This window comes from Peribacillus sp. Bi134, assembly GCF_918698065.1.
Classification (GTDB): domain Bacteria; phylum Bacillota; class Bacilli; order Bacillales; family DSM-1321; genus Peribacillus.
Genome location: NZ_CAKKLN010000002.1, coordinates 71,454 through 95,947 on the forward strand (window position 1 = coordinate 71,454; position 24,494 = coordinate 95,947).

At 42.7% G+C, this 24,494-nt stretch carries 23 protein-coding genes; 15 read left to right on the forward strand and 8 right to left on the reverse strand.

Features of this window, described 5'->3' with window-relative positions; genetic code table 11:
• Positions 1–172: 172 nt before the first annotated feature.
• Positions 173–1,555, reverse strand: coding sequence for an NADP-specific glutamate dehydrogenase (gene gdhA, locus LQ188_RS03310; RefSeq protein WP_230176046.1), 1,383 nt, complete (start codon positions 1,553–1,555; stop codon positions 173–175).
• Between the two features lie 160 nt (positions 1,556–1,715).
• Here gdhA and LQ188_RS03315 point away from each other — a divergent pair, with 160 nt between their 5' ends.
• The 3 genes from LQ188_RS03315 to LQ188_RS03325 all read left to right on the forward strand — a co-directional run bounded on the left by LQ188_RS03315 (position 1,716) and on the right by LQ188_RS03325 (position 5,332).
• Entirely contained in the window at positions 1,716–2,621 is a 906-nt protein-coding gene (locus LQ188_RS03315) for a LysR family transcriptional regulator (RefSeq protein WP_101223942.1), read from the forward strand.
• Positions 2,622–3,029: 408 nt separating this feature from the next.
• Entirely contained in the window at positions 3,030–4,022 is a 993-nt protein-coding gene (locus LQ188_RS03320) for a PTS sugar transporter subunit IIC (protein WP_101224027.1), read from the forward strand.
• A gap of 110 nt (positions 4,023–4,132) precedes the next feature.
• Entirely contained in the window at positions 4,133–5,332 is a 1,200-nt protein-coding gene (locus tag LQ188_RS03325) for a class I SAM-dependent rRNA methyltransferase (RefSeq protein ID WP_230176047.1), read from the forward strand.
• A gap of 84 nt (positions 5,333–5,416) precedes the next feature.
• Here LQ188_RS03325 and LQ188_RS03330 read toward each other — a convergent pair whose 3' ends face one another.
• Both LQ188_RS03330 and LQ188_RS03335 read right to left on the reverse strand, forming a co-directional pair.
• Positions 5,417–6,088, reverse strand: a complete 672-nt coding sequence (locus tag LQ188_RS03330; protein ID WP_230176048.1) for a lysoplasmalogenase — start codon at positions 6,086–6,088, stop codon at positions 5,417–5,419.
• Positions 6,089–6,202: 114 nt separating this feature from the next.
• Entirely contained in the window at positions 6,203–7,465 is a 1,263-nt protein-coding gene (locus LQ188_RS03335; RefSeq protein WP_230176049.1) for a dicarboxylate/amino acid:cation symporter, read from the reverse strand.
• Between the two features lie 166 nt (positions 7,466–7,631).
• Between LQ188_RS03335 and LQ188_RS03340 the strand changes: the two genes are divergently transcribed.
• From LQ188_RS03340 to LQ188_RS03350, 3 genes are all read left to right on the forward strand, one after another.
• Positions 7,632–8,438, forward strand: a complete 807-nt coding sequence (locus tag LQ188_RS03340; protein ID WP_230176050.1) for an alpha/beta hydrolase — start codon at positions 7,632–7,634, stop codon at positions 8,436–8,438.
• A 277-nt stretch (positions 8,439–8,715) separates the two neighbouring features.
• Positions 8,716–9,471 carry a threonine/serine exporter family protein gene (locus LQ188_RS03345; protein ID WP_230176051.1) on the forward strand — a complete coding sequence of 252 codons (756 nt, stop codon included), beginning with the start codon at positions 8,716–8,718 and terminating at the stop codon, positions 9,469–9,471.
• A 16-nt stretch (positions 9,472–9,487) separates the two neighbouring features.
• The gene (locus LQ188_RS03350; RefSeq protein WP_170973997.1) at positions 9,488–9,937 is read left to right on the forward strand and encodes a threonine/serine exporter family protein; all 450 of its coding nucleotides are present in this window, start codon (positions 9,488–9,490) and stop codon (positions 9,935–9,937) included.
• Between the two features lie 107 nt (positions 9,938–10,044).
• On the opposite strand, the gene LQ188_RS03355 is transcribed toward LQ188_RS03350, so the two are convergent.
• Both LQ188_RS03355 and LQ188_RS03360 read right to left on the reverse strand, forming a co-directional pair.
• A complete protein-coding gene (locus LQ188_RS03355; RefSeq protein WP_101223936.1) occupies positions 10,045–11,583 on the reverse strand; it encodes a cation acetate symporter in 1,539 nt (512 codons plus the stop codon).
• 13 nt (positions 11,584–11,596) lie between these two features.
• The gene (locus LQ188_RS03360) at positions 11,597–11,935 is read right to left on the reverse strand and encodes a DUF485 domain-containing protein (protein ID WP_230176052.1); all 339 of its coding nucleotides are present in this window, start codon (positions 11,933–11,935) and stop codon (positions 11,597–11,599) included.
• 255 nt (positions 11,936–12,190) lie between these two features.
• Between LQ188_RS03360 and LQ188_RS03365 the strand changes: the two genes are divergently transcribed.
• The 9 genes from LQ188_RS03365 (at position 12,191) to LQ188_RS03405 (ending at position 21,057) form a co-directional block, all read left to right on the forward strand.
• Complete coding sequence (locus LQ188_RS03365) at positions 12,191–13,159, forward strand: efflux RND transporter periplasmic adaptor subunit (protein ID WP_101223935.1); 969 nt, start codon at positions 12,191–12,193, stop codon at positions 13,157–13,159.
• Between the two features lies 1 nt (position 13,160).
• Positions 13,161–13,901 (forward strand): ABC transporter ATP-binding protein, encoded by a 741-nt coding sequence (locus tag LQ188_RS03370; protein ID WP_290370090.1) that lies wholly within the window; start codon positions 13,161–13,163, stop codon positions 13,899–13,901.
• Positions 13,828–15,018 (forward strand): ABC transporter permease, encoded by a 1,191-nt coding sequence (locus LQ188_RS03375; protein WP_363320545.1) that lies wholly within the window; start codon positions 13,828–13,830, stop codon positions 15,016–15,018. Before LQ188_RS03370 ends, LQ188_RS03375 begins: the two co-directional genes overlap by 74 nt.
• A gap of 110 nt (positions 15,019–15,128) precedes the next feature.
• Positions 15,129–15,800: a response regulator transcription factor gene (locus LQ188_RS03380; protein WP_101223933.1), complete on the forward strand. Its 672-nt coding sequence runs from the start codon at positions 15,129–15,131 to the stop codon at positions 15,798–15,800.
• A 10-nt stretch (positions 15,801–15,810) separates the two neighbouring features.
• Positions 15,811–17,049 carry a HAMP domain-containing sensor histidine kinase gene (locus LQ188_RS03385; RefSeq protein ID WP_230176053.1) on the forward strand — a complete coding sequence of 413 codons (1,239 nt, stop codon included), beginning with the start codon at positions 15,811–15,813 and terminating at the stop codon, positions 17,047–17,049.
• A 125-nt stretch (positions 17,050–17,174) separates the two neighbouring features.
• Complete coding sequence (locus LQ188_RS03390; protein WP_230176054.1) at positions 17,175–17,624, forward strand: hypothetical protein; 450 nt, start codon at positions 17,175–17,177, stop codon at positions 17,622–17,624.
• A gap of 264 nt (positions 17,625–17,888) precedes the next feature.
• On the forward strand, positions 17,889–19,073 hold the full coding sequence (locus LQ188_RS03395) for a nucleoside transporter C-terminal domain-containing protein (RefSeq protein WP_101223930.1): 1,185 nt from the start codon (positions 17,889–17,891) through the stop codon (positions 19,071–19,073).
• A 147-nt stretch (positions 19,074–19,220) separates the two neighbouring features.
• Positions 19,221–20,180 (forward strand): peptide-methionine (R)-S-oxide reductase MsrB, encoded by a 960-nt coding sequence (msrB, locus tag LQ188_RS03400; protein ID WP_230176055.1) that lies wholly within the window; start codon positions 19,221–19,223, stop codon positions 20,178–20,180.
• A gap of 22 nt (positions 20,181–20,202) precedes the next feature.
• Complete coding sequence (locus tag LQ188_RS03405; RefSeq protein WP_230176056.1) at positions 20,203–21,057, forward strand: STAS domain-containing protein; 855 nt, start codon at positions 20,203–20,205, stop codon at positions 21,055–21,057.
• Positions 21,058–21,121: 64 nt separating this feature from the next.
• Here LQ188_RS03405 and LQ188_RS03410 read toward each other — a convergent pair whose 3' ends face one another.
• The 3 genes from LQ188_RS03410 to LQ188_RS03420 form a co-directional block, all read right to left on the reverse strand.
• The gene (locus tag LQ188_RS03410; protein ID WP_230176057.1) at positions 21,122–22,774 is read right to left on the reverse strand and encodes a glutamine--tRNA ligase/YqeY domain fusion protein; all 1,653 of its coding nucleotides are present in this window, start codon (positions 22,772–22,774) and stop codon (positions 21,122–21,124) included.
• 299 nt (positions 22,775–23,073) lie between these two features.
• The gene (locus LQ188_RS03415) at positions 23,074–23,814 is read right to left on the reverse strand and encodes an amino acid ABC transporter ATP-binding protein (RefSeq protein ID WP_095390614.1); all 741 of its coding nucleotides are present in this window, start codon (positions 23,812–23,814) and stop codon (positions 23,074–23,076) included.
• Positions 23,815–23,825: 11 nt separating this feature from the next.
• The gene (locus LQ188_RS03420) at positions 23,826–24,491 is read right to left on the reverse strand and encodes an amino acid ABC transporter permease (protein WP_048685680.1); all 666 of its coding nucleotides are present in this window, start codon (positions 24,489–24,491) and stop codon (positions 23,826–23,828) included.
• Between the last annotated feature and the right edge of the window lie 3 nt (positions 24,492–24,494).

The window sequence follows — 24,494 nt, forward strand, 5'->3', positions numbered from 1 at the left end:
ACAATGAGGGTGCCGGAACTTTTCCGGCACTCCTTTTTTAATTCCATTGATGTTATCTGATTGTGGATATTCAGCTTGAATTGATATGAATGAGAGAGTATAAGAAAGTGAGATCCTTCTTTTACAAAAGTAAGGCGGCCCATGTCGGACCGCCTCCTAAATCAACTGATTGCTAGAGTATACCTTGAGTCAGCATCGCATCCGCCACTTTAAGGAATCCGGCAATATTGGCCCCAACAACTAAGTTGCCAGGCTCACCATATGCTTCTGCAGCCTCTACACTGTTTTTATAGATGTTTTTCATGATTTCATGCAGCTTGGCATCGACTTCTTCGAAAGTCCAAGGCATCCTGGCGCTGTTTTGGGCCATTTCGAGTGCAGACACGGCTACACCGCCAGCATTGGCCGCTTTTGCTGGTCCAAAAAGGATGCCGTTATTAAGGAATACTTCAATGGCCTCAAGGGTTGAAGGCATATTAGCACCCTCACCGACTGCCTTCACATTATTTTTGACCAGTAGTTTTGCTGCTTCTTCATCGATTTCATTTTGTGTGGCACAAGGCAGTGCGATGTCGCATGGTACAGACCAAATACCGTAGCTCCCTTCATGATATACAGCTTCCGGGTGCGCATCGACATATTCGCTCAAGCGTTTTCGTTTCACTTCTTTTAACCGTTTAACTGTATCCAGGTTAAGACCATTTTCATCATATATGTAGCCATTTGAATCGCTGCATGCAACCACTTTTGCGCCTAGCTGTGTAGCTTTTTCAATGGCATAAATGGATACATTGCCAGATCCGGAAATAACGGCAGTGCTGCCATGGAATTGTAACCCTTTGTCTTTGAGCATCTCCTCGACGAAGTAAACCGTTCCATATCCAGTCGCTTCTGTACGGGCCAAGCTTCCTCCGTAACTTATACCTTTACCAGTTAGAACACCGGCATGGTAGCTGCCTTGCATCTTTTTATATTGACCGAACAGGTATCCAATCTCTCTTGCACCGACTCCGATGTCACCAGCTGGTACGTCTGTATCAGGGCCGATATAGCGAGATAGTTCCGACATGAAGCTTTGGCAAAAACGCATGATTTCTGCGTCCGATTTTCCTTTTGGATCGAAGTCCGACCCGCCTTTTCCCCCGCCGATCGGCTGGCCAGTAAGAGAGTTTTTAAAGATTTGCTCGAAACCAAGAAACTTTATGATGCTGGAATTGACAGTGGGATGGAATCGGAGACCGCCTTTGAATGGTCCGATTGCACTGTTGAATTGCACACGAAAACCACGGTTTACTTGAACATTGCCCAGGTCATCAACCCAAGAAACACGGAAGGTGATCATTCTTTCGGGTTCAACCAGCCTCTCCAATATCCCGCTTTTCATATATTCAGGATGTTTTGCAAAAACAGGGATCAGTGAAAGGAATATCTCCTTTACGGCTTGATGGAACTCATTTTCGTGAGGATTACGCTCCTTTACCTGTGCGTATACTTGACTTACAAACTCTTTGGCAACTTGTAATTCCTCATGCTCGACTTCTTGTGAAGTGGTCATTGTTCTCTCTCCCTTAAGGTAATATAGTAGTTTTAAAATACTAATTGAATAAGATATCGGTTTTTATATGATACTTTCATGATATAATTTAAAAATAAAACAAACAATCTGAATATTAGATAAGTAGCATGCTGTTTTGATATGGAAGAGGGAGCTTAGAGTGGAATTAAGGCAAATCGAATATTTCATTGAAGTGGCAAAGCGTGAACATATGACGGAAGCAGCAGTGAACTTGCATGTTGCCCAGTCAGCTGTCAGTCGTCAAATCTACAATTTAGAAGAAGAATTAGGCGTGCCACTATTTATCAGGGATGGCCGAAAGATTAGATTGACGCCTATCGGACATACCTTTTTAGCGAATATGGAGCAAGCTATGGATATAATCGATCGTGCCAAACGTGAGATGGCTGAAAGCCTGCACCCAGAAAAGGGGACAATCCGGATTGGCTTTCCCAGCAGTTTAGCTTCTTATGTATTGCCAAGGGTCATTTCCGACTTCAGGGAAAGTTATCCGCAGGCAAAATTCACATTGAAACAAGGTTCATATCGATACCTGATAGATTCGGTAATTAAAGGTAACATTAACATGGCCTTGATCGGTCCTCTGCCGATGAATGAAAAGAAAATTAAAGGTGAAACGCTATTCATTGAGAAGTTAGTTGCCCTTTTACCAGAAAGTCATCCTTTGGCCTTGAAGAAATCACTACACTTGAATGAGCTTCAAGGAAACCCGTTCATCCTATCTCCAAAGGGTTATGTATTAAGGGATCTCGTTATGAAAGCTTGCAAACTGCATGGCTTTGAACCGGAAGTGGCATTTGAAGGAAAAGATACTGATGCCATAAAAGGCCTGGTGGCAGCAGGTCTGGGTATAACCTTGATACCTGAGATTTCCTTAGTCGATAGCTTGCCGCGTTTTACGGTTAAATTGCCGCTGGAGGAACCTTCTGTTACCAGGGCTGTAGGTGTCATCGTTCCAACTGATAGGGAACTGATGCCCACGGAGAAATTGTTTTACCAATATTTGAAGGACACTTTTGCTAAATTGGAAGGTTTTCAAAAATAGGATGGGTATCTATTAGAAAAGTCATAAATCCAGCTAATGGGAGAATCCTTAATCGGGTTCTTTTTTTTGTCGCAAATGTACCGAAATATCTCCATATAGACATCTTAAAATGGGGATAAATTATTTTGAGATAATAAATTATTAGTTTTTATTGAATAGTAATGTGTTAAATCTTTATTTTTGAAAGCGCTTTTATTTTTTTAGAATAAAAATACCACTTACATTATCAGAAAATTCATGTTATTATACGAACAGACATTAGCAGACATTTAGGCAGCGGTACGATATACTTGATAGGCTTTTTTAATGAAGACCTTTATTTTTTTTTCGATTTTCCTAAATTGAATATTCAGATAATTAATAAGGAGTGGAGATAAAGTGAGCAGGAAAGAATACATCAGCGATCGAATGTACAAGGCATCAACAGGGATAGCCAACGCAGTCTTGGTTACATTAGGGATCGGGTTATTGTTTGAATCCATAGGGGGCTATTTAGGCTGGGAGGTCTTCATGGCAATAGGCGGGGCTGCCAAGGTCTTGCTAGCGCCAGCTTTAGGAGCAGGTATCGCATATCAGCTCGGAGGAAATTCATTAATTATCTTTAGTGCCATGGCTTCAAGTGCTGTAGGAGGTGCTGCCATTCACAGAACTGCTGAGGGTGCCTTCACGATTGTAACGGGTCAGCCACTAAGTGCTGTCTTGGCGGCAGTGATTGCAACATATATAGGTAAGCGCCTAATCGGCAAAACGAAGTTGGATATCATGGCCATCCCAATGGGCGCTGTTCTGGTCGGTGGAGTTTCTGGATATGGCCTGGCTCTTGTCACCACTCCGCTCCTAACATGGATAAGCAGTCAAACCACCGCTGCGGTCGAGGGTTCTCCCTTAATCGGTTCCATGGTCATAGCCTTGGTATGGAGCATTTTATTGATGACACCGGCGTCTTCCGCTGCACTGGCGATTGCCCTGCAATTAGATCCCGTTTCCAGTGCTGCAGCTCTAATCGGATGTACCGTTCAGTTTGTCGGGTTCACTGTCATGTCTTATAAAGATAATGATATGGGCGGGTTCCTGGCACAGATGGTCGTTACACCAAAAGTCCAATTTCCTAACTTGATCAAAAAGCCATTATATGTAATTCCTCCTTTTGTGGCGGCAATCATCTGTGCGCCTATCGCTACCCTGGCATTCGATTTTCAAGTGCCGTATGAGCTTGGAGGCATGGGGTTAAGTTCAATGATTGCCCCGATTGCCATCATAACTGGTCAGGGGCTGTACACGTTCTTGGTTTATGTGGCAGTTGGTATGGTATTGCCAGCTGTAATCACACTTGCCTTGCATCGGGTATTGAAGATGATGGGTAAAGTTAAGCCAGGCGATCTTCATTTGGAAGTTTCATAATCATAGTTTTCTTGGAAACCAGCCTGGTTAAGGAACCGGGCTGGTTTTTATTTATAAAGGGATTAGGGTAAAATGGGGAGGAAAGCAATTGCATAGATAGGATGATATAGATGGGAAAAGAAATTGATATAAAAGTGAAAGCTAAGTTCGTGAGTAAAATCGCCAAGGGTTTTCCCTTGATTGTTAAAGAGTCGATAGCCAACCTTAATGACCTTCAGGAAGAGGGGTCCTTGGTGCGTTTGGTGGATGAAAACAACCGCTTTCTGGCAAAAGGTTATTATGGTAAACAGAATAAGGGCTATGGCTGGGTATTGACCCGAAGAGAAAATGAAAAGATCGATCAATCCTTCTTCAACTGCAAAATCCAGGCAGCATATGAATTCCGAAAGTCTTTTTTTGAAGATGGGGAGACTACAGCTTTCCGCTTGTTTAATGGGGAAGGTGATGGAATTGGCGGTTTAATCATTGATCATTATGATGGTCACTATGTCATTAGCTGGTATAGCAAAGGGATATATTCCTTTAAGGACTACATCATTAAGGCATTGCAGGAAACGGTCGAGGTCAAATCGATTTATCAGAAGAAACGCTTTGATACAAAGGGGCAGTACGTGGATGAAGACGATTTTGTCATGGGCGAACAGCCGGCATTTCCGCTTCTTGTAAAGGAGAATGGAGTCCATTTTGCTGTTTATCTGAATGATGGGGCAATGGTCGGTGTCTTCCTTGATCAACGCGATGTCAGAAGGAAAATCCGGGATGAATACGCAAAAGGGAAAACCGTGTTGAATATGTTCTCCTATACGGGGGCATTCTCCGTGTTTGCCGCTTTAGGCGGTGCTGTTAAAACAACTAGTGTCGACCTGGCGAATCGCAGTTTACCAAAGACGATCGAGCAGTTCAGTGTGAATGGAATAGATCCCGAAGCTCACAATATCGTGGTGATGGATGTTTTCAAGTATTTTAAATATGCAGTGAAGAAGGCTTTGAAATTTGAAATGGTCATCCTCGATCCGCCCAGCTTTGCCAAATCGAAGAAGTTTACTTTCAGTGCCGGGAAAGACTATGTCAATCTATTGAAGGATACCATTTCCATTACGGAAGACAATGGGATCATTATCGCCTCAACTAATTGCAGTACGTTTGACATGAAAAAATTCAAGAGCTTCATTGATGTTGCTTTTAAGGAAATGAATGGAAAATATGAGATCATGGAAGAATTCTCATTACCGGCTGATTTTAAAACGATAAGGGAATATAAGGAAGGGGATTATTTAAAAGTAGTCTTCATTAAGAAAATTAAAGGTTAAGTAAGGGCGTCACAGTTCAAGCAGGGCTGTGAACGCCTTTTTTGTAATATAAATGTTTCATGTGGAACGATTGGACATTCAGATTCACTGGATAGGCCGTTCACTTTTCGAACCTTTCGATAAATGAAAGGAAGGTTTCATGCGAATGCTGTTAGCGATGCAAAACTGGGCTGCATAGTAGGTAAGCATGATCATTGGGCCAGAATAGGCAACATCATCGATAAATTTGTTCCAAGATAAAATGGAGTCGGAAATCACGAATAGGACCCCGCCGATGATTGCGGCCGTATTTCCGGTCATAAATGCCGCCCAGCCCATGAGGGAGATGACCGTTACATAACAGATCACAGGGATGATGAGGTTATGTTCACCTCTTTCGATTAACGAATGTACAATTTCACGGCTAATCCAAGTGGAGTAAATGCTAATTGGAACAATCGTCGCAAATCGGAGCCATGAAAAGTTCCATAGTCCAAGGAATGCCGTAATATAGAAAAGGTGGCCGATCAAGAAGGCGGAAAGCCCGATGACGAACCAAATCAACAAACCATCTCCAAGCATGCAAAAGAATAAACCAAGAAAGATTAAGGATTGGTAACGATCCCGTCTTCTCACATTTGTCCGGGCGTAGAGCAAAATCAATAACATGGGGAGTATCTTGAACAGTATTTTGATGATCAAAGGCTCTTCCGGTATAAGAAAAATATATGCTAGTCCCGTGATAAGGATTGCGGCAGGTAGGCATTTCATTAACATTCCATTCCCTCCTTCAATCTTTAATTCTATGTAAGGGGAAGGAACCCCTTGTCAAAAGTCGTGAAAATGAAAAAACTGGCTCCTGTTTAACCAGGAGCCAGTCAGTTATAAGAATCATACGGCTTCTTTAACGAAAGCTTGTTTTAACCAGTTTTTCCCCTCAACAAGCCTTGTGACAAGCATGGCACAAACCGTGTTTCCCGTTGAGTTAAGCAGTGTAGCGGGAGCATCGATGATTGTTGATATAACGGCAATGATAGGCAGGACTTCCACAGGGAAGCCGAAAACACTAAGAATCAGCATTTCCCCAATCATGCCGCCTCCAGGAATGGCACCCATAACAGCTCCAACCAAAAAGGCAACAGCAAGTATACTTAAAATGCTTGAAATACTTGTCATATCCTTTCCAAATAAGCTGAATAGGAAAACGATTTTCAATACCCCGCCGAATACCGAACCATCTTTATGAGTGTTGGCTCCGAGTGGGATGACAGTCTCCGCTATATCCTTTGGCACGCCCATTTTCTTGACCGATTCCAGATTGACTGGAATGGAAGCGGCACTAGAACAAGTGGCGATGGCTGTAATGGATGGTGTCAGGGCATTTTTCCAAAACAATTTAACTCCATCTTTCCCGCCTGCGATAAAGGCATACAAAGTGAAGAAGCCAAAATAATAAATCAAGGCCAAGACTAGATAAAGAATGAAAGTGCGAGCATAGCCTTCTAAAATCTGCGGCCCAAGCTGCCCGATAATCGCCGCAAAATAAGCACCAAGTCCAATTGGAGCATAGTACATCACAATTTTGACGACCTTCATCATGACAGCTGTACCCGCTGTCAAAAACTCAGTAATCGGTCTTGCTTTCTCACCGACCAGTGCAGTGGAAAGTCCGATTAGTACTGAGAAAACGATAAGCTGAAGCATATTGCTTCTGGAGAACAGTTCTGGGAAATCGGAAACGGTTACCGTGTTGACCAGTTGACTGAAGAAAGATACTTCTTCTATGGTCTCTTCAGGGGAACTGTTTTCCATCAGTTCTTTAATGGCTGTCGTATCTGTGCCTTCCAACGGATTGACAATGGTTGTCCCAATAAATCCAATGACGGCAGCCAAAGCGGCTGTTGTCAGGAATACGAGAACGATACTTCCCATGATTTTTCCGAGACGCTTCATTCCGCTCATATTGGCAATCGCTGAAGCAATGCTGAAAAATACCAATGGCACGATGATCGTGAACATCAGATTTAAGAATAAGTCCCCTAGAGGCTGTATGATCGAGGTTTTATCCCCGAAAACTACACCCGCTATCCCGCCGATAATAATGGCAGTGAGCAGTATTAAAGAGGATCGATAGTTTTTGATAAAACTCTTCATTAAAATTCCGTCCTTTCAGGATGAAGATATCAATAAAAATATACTTCATTATCAACTCTAAAATCAGGTTTGACAATATATTTTTATAGGAAGGAATGTTAAAAGAAGAAATGCAATAAATAATAATGGGGAATGAATGGTGAAAATATCAAGAAGGAGGGATAGAATGGCATTTATTGAGGTGGAAGAAGGCGTTCGCTTATTTTATGAAGAAAAGGGACAGGGGAAACCGATTATCTTTATCCATGGTGTGTGGATGAGCAGCCGGTTCTTTAAAAGGCAGCTTCCGTACTTTTCAGAAAAATATAGAACGATCTTACTTGATTTAAGAAGCCATGGCCAGTCAAATCATGTACATTACGGAAATACGGTCTCCGTTTATGCAAAAGATCTTCATGCGTTCATAGTTGAACTGGGATTAAGGGATGTCATACTTGTAGGCTGGTCGATGGGGGCATTTGTCGTCTGGGAGTATCTTAAGCAATTCGGTGAGGAAAATATTCATTCAACCGTGATTGTGGATGAATTGGCATCTGATTTCAAGTGGCCCGATTTCAATATCGGCGCATTTGATATGGATACGTTGATTGCCTTCATGACTGAAATACAAACGAATCGTTCCTCGTTTTTGCAAAGCTTCCTTGCTTCCATGTTCAACAATGAATTAACTGCAGAGGATGCAAGCTGGATGCTTAAGGAAGTGACCAAAATGCCGGAATCCATCGCCAGTAGCATTCTATTTGACCAATCGATTGTGGACTATCGTGAATTCTTGCCAGAAATCAATATTCCGACACTTCTCTGTTTTGGAAGGCATGAAAAAGTCATTCCTGTAGCTGCAGGCGAACATTTGCATAAAAACATTCCTAATTCCAAACTAGTAATCTTTGAAGATAGTTGTCATTGTCCATTTATGGAAGAAAGCGATTTGTTTAATGAAACAGTGGATTGCTTCATTCAAAAGGGAGTATAGTCCTACAGGATAGGAAAAGGGGGATGCAGTGCCTGCATTCCTTTTAATTATGAATATAATTGAATTTTCTTTTAACTAAACGGTTTTGGCAGGAAATAAAGGGAATACTGGTATTAAGAAAGATAGTAGTGAAGGTTAATGGAATTGATAAATTAAATAGGTAATATTTTTATATCCTTTTCACAGGAATTGGGCTATTATGAGGTGGATTTAAATTGGTGTGTTCGTTTATCTGTTATTGAGAGAAACTCATGCAGGAAGTGATGGAGTGGATAAAATGGATGATCGTTTACCATACAATGAAATTATAGATGTATGTTTACTTGCTGGAAAAATCATGCTTCAGAACGGAGCGGAAACATCAAGGGTGGAAGATACGATGGTTAGGATAGCTGCAGCGTTTGGGTGCGGTGAATCACACAGTTTTTCGACCCCTACTGGAATTATTTTTTCGCTGGATGGCATGCATCCAGCTTCAAAATTGATCCGGGTTTCCCAACGATCTACAGATTTACATAAGGTAACGCTGGTTAACAGTATATCCCGAAGCATTTCCAGTAAGGAAATGACACCGGAGGAAGCATATTTACGGTTAAAACAAATCGAAAAGGCCGGGATGGGGTATCCCATGTGGGTACAGGTCTTTGCTGCATTTATAGCGAGCGGCTGCTTTTTAATCATGTTCCAAGGACAGTGGAGTGATTTCATCTGGTCCTGTATAGCTGGAGGAATGGGATTCTCTTGCCTGCTTTATTTGCACTGGTTACTGGAAGTTCGTTTCTTTGCTGAATTCATCGCCTCTTTAGTCGTAGGATTAGTAGCTATGTTCTTTGTCCAGATTGGAGTTGGAAGTCATCTGGACACGATAATCATTGGAGCGGTGATGCCGCTTGTGCCAGGGCTGTTAATTACGAATGCAGCCAGGGATTTAATTGCAGGGCATTTGGTTTCGGGTCTATCCAAGGGTGCGGATGCAGGTTTGACTGCTTTAGCCATTGGGGCAGGAATATCGGCTGCGTTTGTTTTCTTATGATTTTAGGGGAGGAAGAATGATGATTGCACAGCTTATTACCAGTTTCATTGCCTCAGCCGCCTTTGGAGTCATCTTCAATGTACCAAAAAATTCATTGTTTCAATGTGGTTTCGTAGGGATGTTGGGGTGGATCTTATACTTTGCTTTGGTTGAAAATGAGATAAACAGCATCATTGCAACTTTAGCGGCTGCATTTATCGTTGCGGTCATCAGCCAGTATTTTGCTAAAAGGTATAAAACGCCGATTACGATTTTCAATGTATCGGGAATCATCCCCCTAGTGCCTGGAGGTTTGTCCTATGATGCGATGAAGCATTTTGTCGGAAATGATTTTTATGTCGCCGTTCAGCTGGCGGCCAAGGTCTTCATGCTGGCTGGTGCCATTGCGATGGGGCTGATCTTTGCAGAAGTCATGAACCAGTTAGTAACTAAGTACAATAGAAGGAAGTTAAGATTGAGAAGCTAGCGGGAATATTCCTGATGAATATGTTCTGAATAAAAAGAAAGGAGAGCAGGTCGAACACCCTGATCTCCTTTCTTTTTTTGATATTTTAAAATAATAATAAATCTAGCTTATATGGGATCTTTCATCCCAGTGTTAGCAGTGACCAAGATTTCGTCGTATTTTTTGGCATCAGCTTTCTTGCTTGACAGAAGTGTTCCGGCGATGGCTGCGATAAAACCAATCGGGATGGAGATGATGCCTGGGTTGGCAAGCGGGAATAATGGCTCCCCAACGAATATTGCCGCTCCCTCTACCGGTGACCAGACATTGGGACTTAGGAATACAAGCAATAAAGAACTGACCAGTCCAACTATCATGCCCGTGACAGCCCCGGCAGTGTTAAAACGTTTCCAGAATACCGTGAAGACAATAATTGGCAGATTGGCACTGGCAGCGACGGCAAAGGCAAGTGAAACAAGGAAGGCGACATTCATGTTTTGGGCAAATAAGGCAAGGATGATGGAAAGGACGGATACTCCGATGGATGCCCAACGAGCTGCAACGACTTGTTCCTTGTCAGTGGCTTGGCCTTTCCGGATGATGTGGCCATAGAAGTCATGGGCAAAAGCAGATGCTGCCGATAGGACGAGACCTGCTACAACCGCTAAAATGGTTGCGAAAGCAACAGCAGAGACGAAGGCGAACAGGAAGTCACCCCCAATAGCTTCGGCAAGCAGCGGAGCAGCCATATTACCGGCTGCATTCGCGGCTATGATTTTGTCGTATCCAACAAAAGCTGCCGCTCCAAAGCCGAGGAAAATGGTCATTATATAAAAGATGCCAATGATCCACGTGGCATATACTACGGACTTACGGGCTGTGATGGCGTCTTTCACCGTAAAGAAACGGATGAGAATGTGAGGCAGTCCAGCTGTACCGAGTACAAGCGCTAAATTAAGGGATAAAGTATCCAAAGGATCCTTGAATTTGTTACCTGGGTTGAGGAAATCCCCGCCCAAAGGAGTGGCTGTTTTCATTTGCTTGAACATCTCGATCACGCTAAAGTCGAATTTCGCCAACACGATGATGGAGATGATGAATGTACCTGCCATCAATAAAACGGCTTTAACGATTTGGACCCAACTGGTGGCCGTCATACCGCCAAATACGACATAGACGGTCATTAAAATACCTACAATGATGACGGAGTAAAGATAATCAATTCCAAGTAAGAGTTTTATAAGTGCACCTGCACCGACTAATTGGGCGATCATATAAAAGGTTGAAATGGAAATGGTGTTAAGGGCAGCAACCCCGCGTACTTTCTTTTCATTGAAACGGGCAGCGATCATGTCCGCCAATGTATACTTGCCAAGGTTACGGAGCGGTTCGGCCACGATATAAAGAACGACCAGATACGCAACGAGAAAACCTATGCTATAGAAAAAACCATCAAATCCGGAGAGTGCGACCATGCCGGCTATCCCCAAAAATGAGGCGGCGGACATATAATCTCCCGCAATGGCCCAGCCATTCTGCCAGCCAGTAAGGCTGCTGTCAGCCGTATAAAAGTCCGCGGTCGTTTTGGTGCGCCGTGAAGCAAAATAGGTAATGACCAATGTTAGTCCGACAATGATTAGAAATAAAATAAAAGCAAGTATATTCATTGTGAATTCACCTTTATCCTTTCGCTTCTTTAACGATTTTTTCTACTAATCGGTCAAATGTCGCAGCTTTTTTGGAATAGAGGATGCATAATGTCCAGGTCATGATAAATTGAGCGAAGGCAAAGATCCAGGCCCAGCTGATTGCCCCGAAAGCATATGAGTTAAGAACTTTAGAATAGGAAGTTAGTATGGGTAGGGTGAAATAAAAGACCATGAAAAAGATGGATAGCGGGACGATGAAATTGCGTTTTTTCCTTAAGAGTTCTTGAAAAGATTGTGATTGGACGATCTTGGTGTAGTCCGTGGAAGCGCTTACCTCGGTTTCCTTAGCGATTGAATCGTTTGATGCCAAGTTGGTTCCCCCTTCATCATCATTGATTTGGTTTTCATTACCAATTTCCGATAACAGTATCAGTATATATTTTTCAGAATATATTGTAAATTTAAATGCTGAAAATAAACCATTTTTCGTTCGACATAGTTTTTTATGGTTACGTACAAGCAAAAGCTGCTTGCTGATTGATATCAAACACATGGCCATTAAGGAAAAGTTAAGCTTCTTTCACGATACTGGTTTCAATGAAGGAAATCTGAAAGGAGAAAAGTGATGAAAAAGTTGATAATGATAGGCACGGTTTTAGTTCTTGCGATTGGTGGATGCGTTTGGTTTTTCATGAAGGACAATGCTGAGCCTGTAATTGCAAAGTCGGTGACGGCTACAGTTGAAAAGGGAGATCTTGAAGTTCAAATAAGCGGTTCCGGATCGGTCGCCGCAATCAATAGTGAGGACATCACTTCCTCGGTAACGGATGAAGTGGATGAAGTCCTTGTAGCGAAGAATGAATTGGTTGAGAAAGGCGATGAACTCATTACCTTCACGGATGGAAGTGACCCGATAACGGCACCGTTCGATGGTACCGTGACAACATTGGATGTAGAAGAAGGAGATCGTGTATCAAGCAGTGAAGTGGTGGCACATGTTACGGATTATAAAAAATTGAAAACCACGATCAGTGTTGATGAATTGGATGTTCCAAGTGTTAAAAAAGGACAAACAGTTGAAATTAAAGCCAGTGCTTTTGAAGATGAAACGTTTACGGGTGAAGTGACCAGTGTAGCAAAGGAAGGTACATATGAGAATGGAGTTTCTACGTTCGATGTCACTATCAAAATTGACAAACCCGGCGATATAAAAATTGGGATGTCGACTGAGGTGAGCATTTTGACGAATAGTGTAAAAGATGCTTTATATGTTCCGATTGAAGCAGTCCAAATTGAAGGTGAAGAGAAATATGTGAATATACAACAATCCGGTACAACTGAAGGAGCTGCCAGTACAAAAAAAGTGGTTGAGACTGGGATCAGCAACGATAAGTATATTGAAATAACTTCGGGTCTTGAAGAGGGACAGTTCGTTTCCTTGCCCATCACCATCAATGAAAGCTCCACTGGCAGTGGCGGCGAAGGAATGAGGGGAGGCCAAGGAGGCGAAATAAGAATGCAGAGCGGCAGCGGAGTTCCGAGCGGCGGGATGCCAAGCGGTGGCGGAATGCCGAGTGGCAAGGGAGGTCAGTAAAATGGCGAAACCCATCATAAAAATTAAGAACATGTCTAAATCTTATGAATTAGGCGGTGAAACGGTCAACGCCCTTCAAGATGTCTGTCTTACAATCGATAAAGGCGATTTCATTTCGATCATCGGTCCTTCCGGATCAGGGAAATCGACGTTCATGAATATGATTGGCTGCCTTGACAAGCCTGACAAAGGTGAATATCTTCTCGATGGAAAAGAAGTGGAAAAGATGAAGGATAATGAGCTGGCTGCCATTCGTAATATTAAAATCGGATTTATCTTTCAAAATTTCAACCTGTTGGCAAAACTGACAGCGTTGGAGAATGTCGAACTTCCCCTGGTTTATAGAGGGGCAAGCGTGAAGGAAAGAAGGGAAGTGGCCAATGCATGCCTTGATATGGTCGGCCTGAGTGACCGGAAGAATCACCTGCCGACCCAACTGTCGGGTGGACAGCAGCAAAGAGTTGCGATTGCAAGGGCACTTGCCGGTAACCCTCCCGTTTTATTGTTGGATGAGCCGACGGGGGCACTTGATAGTAAAACGAGTAAAGAAGTGCTGCAGATGCTGAAAGAATTGAACGGAAAGGGACAAACAATCATTCTTATAACCCATGACTTGGAAGTTGCTAAAGAAGCGACTCGTGTCGTCCGGATACAGGATGGTCAGCTATTTGAAAACGGAGGTGATTGGATTGAACCTGAGCGAATCTATGAAGATGGCTATACGCAGTATCAAAACCAATAAAGTCAGAGCATTTTTAACCATGCTTGGGATCATAATTGGAGTTGCCTCCGTAATCGTCCTTGTTTCGATTGGGCAGGGTTCCTCACAGTCCGTTCAGGATGAGATCAATAGCCTGGGAACGAACCTGATAACGGTAAGTGTCACGGATACCGACTCCGTGGAGCTGACGGATGATACAATTGAACAGTTTAAAGAGCTGAACGGGATATCGGAAGTGGCGCCTGTGGTCACTGGACGCGTTTATGCTAAGAATGGAGAAGCTACGGCACAGGTTTCAATGACCGGTGCAACTTCATCCTACTTATCAGTCAGGGATCTGGAGCTCAGTCAAGGCCGGTTTTTGACGGATATGGAAACGGAATTACGCTCCAAGGTCGTTGTCCTGGGATCAGATACAGCCACCACGCTTTTTGAAAATCAAAAAGCCGTGGACCAGAACGTTCTCATCGGCGGCGTTTCCTATCGCGTGATCGGTGTGCTGAAATCGGTAGGCACCTCAATGGGATCGAGCGGGGATGATGTAATCATTGCCCCGATCACCACTGCCGAAAGGGCTACAGGCAGCACGACAATCGGAACCGTCTATTTAAAAGCGGAGAACGAGAATATCATAGATAGGGCGATGTACCAGGTACAAGGTACGATGACCACATCATTTTCGGAACAGAGTGATAACTATTCGGTGTCCAATCAAGAAGATCTGATGGATACAATGAGCTCCGTGTCGGACACGTTCACACTCATGCTTGGCGGTATTGCGAGTATTTCGTTACTGGTAGGCGGAATCGGGATCATGAATATCATGCTGGTTTCCGTCTCGGAGAGGACGAAGGAAATCGGGATTAGAAAAGCAATTGGGGCAAATCGGAAATCGATCCTTCTTCAGTTTTTAATTGAAGCGATGGTCTTGAGCTGCTTCGGAGGACTGTTGGGAGTTGGAATTGGCTTGGGAATCGCAAAATTGATTTCAGCTTTTTCAAGCTTAACGATTAGTTATTCATGGTCGGTGACATTGTTTGCCTTCTTATTCTCCATTTTAATCGGGATAATATTTGGTGTATTTCCTGCCAATAAGGCATCCAGGTTAAATCCAATTCAAGCACTGCGTCACGAATGAACATACAATTTGAGAGAAAGCAGGCGATTAAAAGCCCGCTTTCTTTTGCATATGAAAAAGGATAAAATCAACATATATATCACAATTGAAGCGGCTGGGAGGTACCCTGAATGAAGGTTTTGGTGGTAGAGGATAATGTTTCATTATTAGAATCGATCCGACAGATTCTGACTGATGAATATGAAGTCGATACAGCAGACAATGGGGAAGATGGGCTATTCATGGCTCAGCAAAGTATATACGATATCATCATTTTGGATGTAATGCTTCCGGGAATCGATGGATTTGAAATCGTACGGAAAATCAGGGACGCAAAAATCGATACAAGTGTCTTGTTTTTGACGGCAAAAGATGCTCTTGAGGATCGTGTCAAAGGATTGGAAATGGGTGGCGATGATTATTTAGTCAAGCCGTTCCAGGCACCGGAACTTAAGGCCAGGATTCGTGCCCTGCTTCGAAGGAGCGGCATTATATCGCTTGCGCAGCATGTAAAATACCGTGGTATTGAACTGCTGGAAAAGGAAAAGGATATTTTAGTTGATGGAAAGGTCATTAAAATGACCTTGAAACAGTTTGAATTACTGGAGTACCTAATTCAAAATAATGGGAAAATATTGACCCGTGAGCAAATTTTCGACCGTATTTGGGGGTTTGATTCAGATACGACGATTGCCATTGTCGAAGTGTTCATCCATCACCTTAGAAAAAAATTGGAACCTTTCAATTATCATAAAGATATTCAAACCGTACGCGGTATTGGTTATATGCTAAAACAACCATAAGGGGATCATTATGTTCCAAAAAACACGGCTTCAACTAACATTATTGAATTCTATCGTCTTTATTGTCTTAATAGCCATATTAAGCAGAACGATTTATTTCTATACGGAAGACCAGATCTATAAGGATGTAAATGATTCACTTATAAAGGATTACAGGGATTTCAATAATGGCGGCATGCCAGGCGGACGTCCGCAAGGTGAGTTTCTCTTAGGTCCGGGGCCAAGTGTCATCGTTTGGGGACCGGATGATACGATCATTGAGCCAAGACTGAGTGTAGACAATTTTTTTAAGGTCAATGAACAACAATTTTTCCCTAAAACATTTGATGACATTGAAGAAATATCAGTGAATGGATACACGTATCGGGCCCTTTCCACCCAGGTCGATACAGGGTATGGAGAGATGGCCGTACAATTCATCAGGAATGTGGATACAGAAAAGGAAATGCTCGATCGCTTGCTGCTCATATTGTTTGTTGGTGGAGGAATTGGAAGTCTAGTGGCGGTTGGCGCAGGCTATCTTCTGGCAGGACGGGCTTTGATCCCGGTCAAGAAATCCTGGGATCAGCAGCAGCAGTTTGTCTCGGATGCTTCGCATGAAATTAGAACGCCTCTTGCTGTCATTCAATCGCGGGCTGATTTGCTGTTTCAATCACCGAACGCGACAATCGAGGAAAAAGCCGTTGATATATCCATCATTTCGAAAGAAGTCCGGCGATTGAATAAGCTTGTAAACGGACTTTTGACCTTGACCAGAACGGATTCAAATCAAATGGAGGTTAAGAAATCAAACTTTTTCCTTGATGACTTACTTATGGATATCGTGGAACAGTATACGGATATAGCATCTTTTCAAGAAAAATCAATCATTAGCCATGCTCCCGAACAGGTGGTGTTTCATGGTGATAAAGAGAGAATTCATCAGCTGTTGGTGATATTGGTGGATAATGCCATGAAATTCACCGAGGAAGGCGGGAAGATTTCCCTATCCTGCATCAAGAATGCTTCATCCATCATTCTTACTGTGGAGGATAATGGAAAAGGCATTCCGCAGGAAGATCTCCCCTTGATTTTTAACCGTTTTTATCAAGTTGAGCAATCCCGTTCAACAAATGAAGGGTCAGGCTTAGGTCTATCCATAGCCAAATGGATTGTAAACACACATCAAGGGAACATCAAGGTTACGAGTGAACTGAATGAACGCACCCGTTTCGAAATCACTTTTCCGAGAAATCAAAGGAAAAATTAATCCGCCTTAAGAAGTCATCCAATAGTAAAAGACCCTTACTTTCTTCCTTGTTGCTTAAGGAAAAGTTAAGGGTCTTTTTAGATAATCATCTTATAAATACAGTTATTTTCGGAGGGGAATCATTAATGAAAAGACTTGGTAAGTTACACTTTTTGGGAGGAATATTGGCTTCGATCCTTATAATGGCCCAAGCAGTCATCGGGATCATGATGTATGTGGATGGCAGCGGCACTGAACCCATGAACCGACAGGCGGTGATGGGTCAGCCTGCCGATCGCAACACAATAGAAACGGATGTTACGGTAGAATCGGCTAATAGCAGTACGGCGACCGATGATTCATCTACGGAAACGGCATCTAATGATACGCAGGGCACTCCACAAGGAGGGCCAAATGGTTCCGGGACTACAGGGGAGATGCCAAGCGGTGGCGGTTTCCAAGGCAGAGACTCTTTTGCAGGGAAATTCATCGACTTTTATCAAGGGGCAGGTGGCTTGTCCGCATCCATCATCATCTTTGTAATTGGAGGCGCTGGATTAGCGACAACGATGATATCCAGAAAAACAGCTGCCTAAATAGTCGAAACTATTTAAGGAAAGAGAAGGTTCCCTTCGATGGGGAGCCTTCTTTTTTAATTCACGAAACGCTTATTGTCACTAATTGTTATTTTAAAAAGGGAAATAATAATTGCACTTAAAAAAATATTAGTTTAATATAGACTTCTGGAGAGGTACGTACATGTATTTTGGATGAAAGAGAAAACGTTTGCATAAATTTTTTGAGGGTATCCTACTATTAATGCACGAACATTAAATTCACCCTTAGTGGAGGCAGAATATATGAAATTTCTGATTGCAATTTTAGGACTGCTTATTGTTTTTGGACTAGCTATCTTAGCCAGCAGTGACCGGAAGAAAGTTAAAATTAAACCGATCATCCTCATGGTGGTCATTCAGCTTATTTTAACTTATTTATTATTAAACACGAAGTTTGGCTTAGTGATCATCAATTCGATTGCCGATGGTTTCGGAAAACTCTTAGAATGGGCAAATGAAGGGATAACCTTTGTATTTGGCGGGATTGTGAACGAAGGAGCGTCGCCTTTCTTTTTAAATGTCCTTCTTCCTATCGTATTCATCTCAGCATTAATCGGGATTTTACAGCACTTCAAGATCCTTCCGTTCATCATGAAGTGGATTGGATTCCTTCTAAGTAAGGTGAATGGAATGGGTAAATTGGAATCTTACAATGCGGTAGCATCAGCAATAGTGGGCCAATCCGAGGTTTTCATAACCTTGAAAAAACAACTCGGTGCCATTCCGCCATCTCGCATGTATACGCTTTGTGCATCAGCGATGTCAACTGTATCGATGTCGATCGTCGGCGCATATATGACGATGATTGAACCAAAGTACGTTGTGACGGCAATTGTTATTAACATGTTTGGTGGATTTATCATCGCATCCATTATCAATCCTTATACCGTAACGGATGAAGAGGATATTCTCCCTGTTGAAGAAGGGGCAGAGAAGCAGTCTTTCTTCGAAATGCTTGGGGAATATATCATGGATGGATTTAAAGTTGCTATCACTGTAGCAGCGATGTTAATTGGTTTCGTTGCATTAATCGCAGGGATCAATAGCTTATTCGACATGATTTTCGGCATCAGCTTCCAAGACATCATGGGGTATATCTTTGCACCGTTTGCCTTTATCATGGGTATACCGATTTCCGAAACCGTGACTGCTGGCGGAATCATGGCGACGAAACTGGTAACCAATGAATTCGTTGCCATGCTGAGCTTAGGGGACGCATCAGCAGCCTTGAGTGAAAGGACGATAGGGATCGTTTCGGTTTTCTTGGTTTCATTCGCCAATTTCTCATCAATTGGAATCATTGCCGGTGCAGTCAAAGGACTTCATGAAAAACAGGGAAATGTTGTAGCCCGTTTCGGCTTGAAGCTGCTTTACGGTGCGACTCTTGTCAGCATCCTATCAGCGATCATTGTAAGTGTGATACTTTAAATAACGAATCTAACATAAAAGGGCACTTGGGTTTACTCCTAAGTGCCTCTTTTATATTTGTGTGCAGCAAAGATACAATATTTTGAAGGTGTTTGGCCTGCTGGTATATAATACATAAAATGACAGGCGTGAAAGGGGAGTTTTAGCATGACGATGGATGGAAAAGAAACGGCTATCTTTGCAGGAGGCTGCTTTTGGTGCATGGTTGCTCCCTTTGATGAAATGGATGGTATTATTTCAGTGACATCGGGTTATACAGGCGGTAAATTTGCCGCACCTAGTTATAAACAAGTGATTACCGGTTCGACCGATCATGTTGAAGCGGTTCAAGTGGTATTCGATCCATCAATCATTTCCTATAAAACCTTATTGGAGATATTCTGGCATCAAATCGATCCTACGGATGACGAGGGGCAGTTCTCGGATAGGGGAAAGCAATACAAAGCAGCCATTTTCTATCTTAATGAACGTCAGAAACAGGAGGCAGAACAATCGAAGGAAGACTTAATTATGAGCGGGCGGTTTAAGAAACCTATTGTTACGGGTATTCTACCATCGGGGAATTTTTACGCCGCTGAGGAATATCATCAAGAGTTCTATCGAAAAAATCAATTTCGCTATGCATTATATCGTAAAGGCTCAGGACGGGATGCTTTCATTAAAGAAAATTGGCCTAAGGATAATGCACACCTTAGAAAAACCTTAACGGAGAGTCAGTTTCATGTCACCCAGGAAAATGGCACGGAGCCGCCTTTCGATAATGCCTATTGGGATCACTTTGAAGAAGGCATCTATGTGGATGTCGTTTCTGGGGAGCCTCTATTCAGTTCGCGGAATAAGTATGATAGCGGCTGTGGGTGGCCTAGCTTCACGAAGCCCATCATGTCGGCAAGTGTCAATGAAAAAATCGATCTCAGCCATCGAATGACCCGGACCGAGGTGCGCAGCAGGGACGCCGATTCCCACCTTGGACATGTTTTTCCTGATGGCCCAAGCCCTAAAGGCACAAGATATTGCATAAACTCTGCGGCCCTTCGATTCATTCCTAGAAATGAAATGGAGAAAGAGGGATATGGTGACTTATTATTACTTTTTAAAATGAAATAACTAGGGAGATAGGGGAACACAAATGGATAAAATAGATGAAAATTTATATCAATATATCCTTGATAACTCGTCGAAGATTACGGAAAACTGGCTGGCTTTAAGGGAAAAACAGTCTGGATCCATCTATTCAATGGATTCTAATGAGGAAATCGAAAAGCTGCTTAGGGAACAGAATACATTGACGATCAAGACAGTGACCAGTGCTTTGCTTGAAGATAAAACTGCTTTTATTGAAACGATGGAGCAGTGGGCCACACTTGTCGCGAAGAGCAGGGTTGAATCTGACACCCCTATTTACGAAGTGTTGGAAGCGCTTAATAAGGTTCGCGAAACATATTGGGCCTTCATCACTGATTATATGCTCATGGATACGAAGATAACGAAGGATACAATCATCCGGTGGAGCCGGCTTATTAATCATGCCTTCGATCAATTGAACCGTGAGTTCACAGAGCAGTATTACCTTTTGACAAAAGAACGACTCCTTGCTCAACAGGAGCTGATTAATGAACTGGGCGCACCTGTCATTCCCATTGTTGATGCCATTGCGGTATTGCCGTTAATCGGTGAAATCGATACCTATCGGGCAAAGGAAATATTGAATGGGACTCCAAGCAAATGCATTAGCAAAAATATCACACACTTATTCATCGATTTATCGGGGGTCTCCCTTTTGGATACGATGGTTGCCCAACAGATCTATCAATTGATAAGTACCCTGAACCTGTTAGGCATTCAATCGACCATTTCCGGGATTCGTCCTGAAGTGGCCCAGACATCGATTCAGTTAGGTCTTGATTTTAGTCAGGTTTCGACACATAGTACTCTTAAACAGGCTCTTTCCAAGCAAGGGATCAAACTTTACGAGAAAAAATGATATAAGGGTGCAGAAAATGAAAAAGAACCAGATCCCGCTAGGAATCTGGTTCTTTTTCGTGATTCTATAACTTGAATGAACTTTTCAACCCGACGATTTGGTTGAAGACCAAGTGATCGGCCGCAGTGAGTTTTGAATCAACATTATAATAGCCATGCCTGAAGAATTGGAATTTATCCTGAGGCTTAACATCTTTCATGTTAGGCTCGACAAATCCTTGTAAAATTTCTATAGAATCAGGGTTTACCCGGTCCAGGAATGATTTTTCTTCCTCTTCATCATTTTCCTTATCCAAGATTAAAGGCTGATAGTTGCGGAATTCCGCTGAAACGGCTTGTGAAGCTTCTACCCAGTGCAATGTACCTTTTACTTTACGGCCAGTGAAACCCGATCCGCTTTTCGTTTCAATATCGTATGTGCAGCGAAGTTCAATGACGTTACCGGCATCGTCTTTTATCACTTCTTCACATTTAATGAAATAAGCATGTTTCAAACGAACTTCATTGCCCGGGAAAAGTCGGAAATACTTTTTCGGCGGGTTTTCCATGAAATCGTCCTGTTCGATATATATTTCACGTGAAAACGGGATTTGGCGTGTGCCCATTTCCGGAACTTCCGGATTGACCTCAGCATCCAGCCATTCTATCTCGCCTTCCGGATAGTTGGTGATGACCACTTTAAGCGGGTTCAGGATGGCCATAGTCCGTGGAGCCTTCAGCTTCAAGTCTTCCCGCACGAAATGATCAAGCATTTGAGAGTCCACGACACCGCTTGTTTTGGCGACGCCTATCTCTTGGCAGAATGCACGAATCGCTTCTGGTGTATACCCGCGTCTCCGCAAGCCTGAAACAGTAGGCATCCTCGGGTCGTCCCAGCCGTCCACGAAGCCCTCATCGACAAGCTGCTTCAGTTTTCGCTTGCTCATTACTGTATTGGTCAGGTTAAGACGGCCAAATTCATATTGTTTTGGCTTGCTTTCCATTTCACAATTCTCAACGATCCAGTCATAAAGAGGGCGTTGATCTTCGAACTCAAGGGTACAAATGGAGTGTGTGACTCCCTCGATGGCATCTTCAATTGGGTGGGCAAAGGCATACATTGGGTAGATGCACCATTTGTTGCCGGTATTATGGTGTTCAGTATGGGAGATACGGTATATGACGGGATCACGCAAATTAATGTTAGGTGAGCTCATATCGATTTTTGCACGCAATACTTTTTTGCCGTTTTCGAATTCGCCGCTGCGCATCTTTTCAAATAGTTCAAGATTTTCCTCGACGGTTCTATTTCGGTAGGGGCTGTCTTTCCCCGGCTCTGTCAGCGTTCCGCGATATTCACGGATTTGGTCGGCATTAAGGTCGTCCACATATGCCAGTCCTTTATTGATGAGCAGCACAGCTCTTTTATACATTTCATCAAAATAGTCGGAAGCGAAGAAAAGGTTATCCCAGTCGTAACCGAGCCATTTTACATCTTCCTTTATGGAGTTAACAAACTCAATATCCTCTTTCAACGGATTCGTATCATCGAAACGAAGGTTAGTTTTCCCATTGAAATCATCAGCCACCCCAAAATTCAAAATGATTGATTTGGCATGTCCGATATGTAAATATCCGTTCGGCTCGGGAGGGAAGCGGGTGATGACATGATCATGTTTTCCGGACTCTAGGTCATCTTTTATAATATTTTTAATAAAATTCGAAGAGTTATTTTCCAACTGAATTCGACCTCTTTCATTTATATACTTCTTTTAATTTTACCTGTATATATACCATAAATACAGATATTTTTCCATGTTCAAGCCGGAATCAGGGTTTATCTGAAACAATTCATCAAGTATTTAGTTTGTACAATCGGAGCCGAAATATCCCTGAAACTTTAATCAGGTAATTTAGGGAACTACTTAACTGGATATTAAGGAAACCAATAAATCCTTTTTCATTCAAAAAAAGCAATACAGGAATTCACGCCTGTATTGCTTATAATCTCGCTAACAGACAGATTTTAGAATTGAAATCAAAAGACTGTCGTTTGCAAAAATTCTTTTGTACGCTCTTCCTTTGGATTGGTGAAGAATTCTTTTGGCGGTCCGCTTTCGACAACCCTACCATTATGCATGAAGACAATCCAATCCCCGACTTCACGTGCAAAGCTCATTTCATGTGTAACGACTACCATTGTCATCCCTTCCAAGGCAAGTTCCTTCATCGTGGCAAGAACTTCACCGACAAGTTCGGGATCCAGAGCCGAGGTGGGCTCATCAAAGAGCAGGATATCAGGTTTCATGGCAAGGGCGCGGGCTATGGCAACACGCTGTTTCTGGCCACCTGAGAGCTTGCTTGGATAGACATCCGCTTTATCTGATAAACCGACTTTTGCAAGCAATGCCTTTGCTTCTTCAATCGCTTGGGCCTTAGGGACCTTTTTGACGTGTGTCGGTGCTTCGATGACATTTTCCAGTACGGTCATATGAGGAAAGAGGTAGAAATGCTGAAATACCATTCCGACTTTTTCGCGGATTTTATTAATATCATGGGTACCCGGATTGATTTCCGTTCCTTCAATGAGGATTTGGCCGCTGTCTTTCTTCTCTAAATAATTCAAACAGCGGAGCAGGGTGCTTTTTCCGGAACCGCTTGGTCCGATCAGACAGACAACATCGCTATCGAGTACCTTCATATCAATATCTTTAAGTACATGCAGATTTCCATACGATTTATTTAAATTCCTTATCCGAATCATTTCTTTTTGTTCCATTTCAATTCCCCCTATCGATCACTAATGGACAGTTTCTTTTCGAATAAATTGACGATAATGGTCAGGAATGCCACTAGAATCAAGTAGTAGACCGCTACAATCAATAAATAAGTCATTTCATCGAAATTATTCGAGCCTAACGTAGTCGCCACATTAAACAGCTCATTCATGGATATGAAGGCTGCAAGTGATGAATCCTTCAGTCCGATGATGAATTGGTTGCCAAGCGGCGGCAATGCGCGGCGGAAGGCTTGAGGCAAGATGATTCTCCTTAAGGTGAGCGAATTGCTCATGCCAAGGGAGCGTCCGGCCTCCATTTGGCCTTTGTCGATGGATTGAATCGTCCCACGTAAAATCTCTGAGATATACGCTCCATTATGGAAGGCCAGGGCAAGTGACGCCGCCCAGAAGTCCGGCAGTAAGAAGAGATTGCTGATACCGAAATAGAGTATGAATATCTGAACGATTAAAGGTGTTCCACGTACCAGGAATACATATGTATCTGAAATCCATGCAAGAATTTTTATATTGGATATTTTTAAAAGTGCAAATAGCAAACCGATGACGATACCTACCAATATGGAGACTACCGTCAGTTCCAATGTGAGGAGCATGGCTCGGATGAATACGTCCGAGGAGCTAAATAATGTATCAAAAAAATGTGAAAAACTTGGCAATGT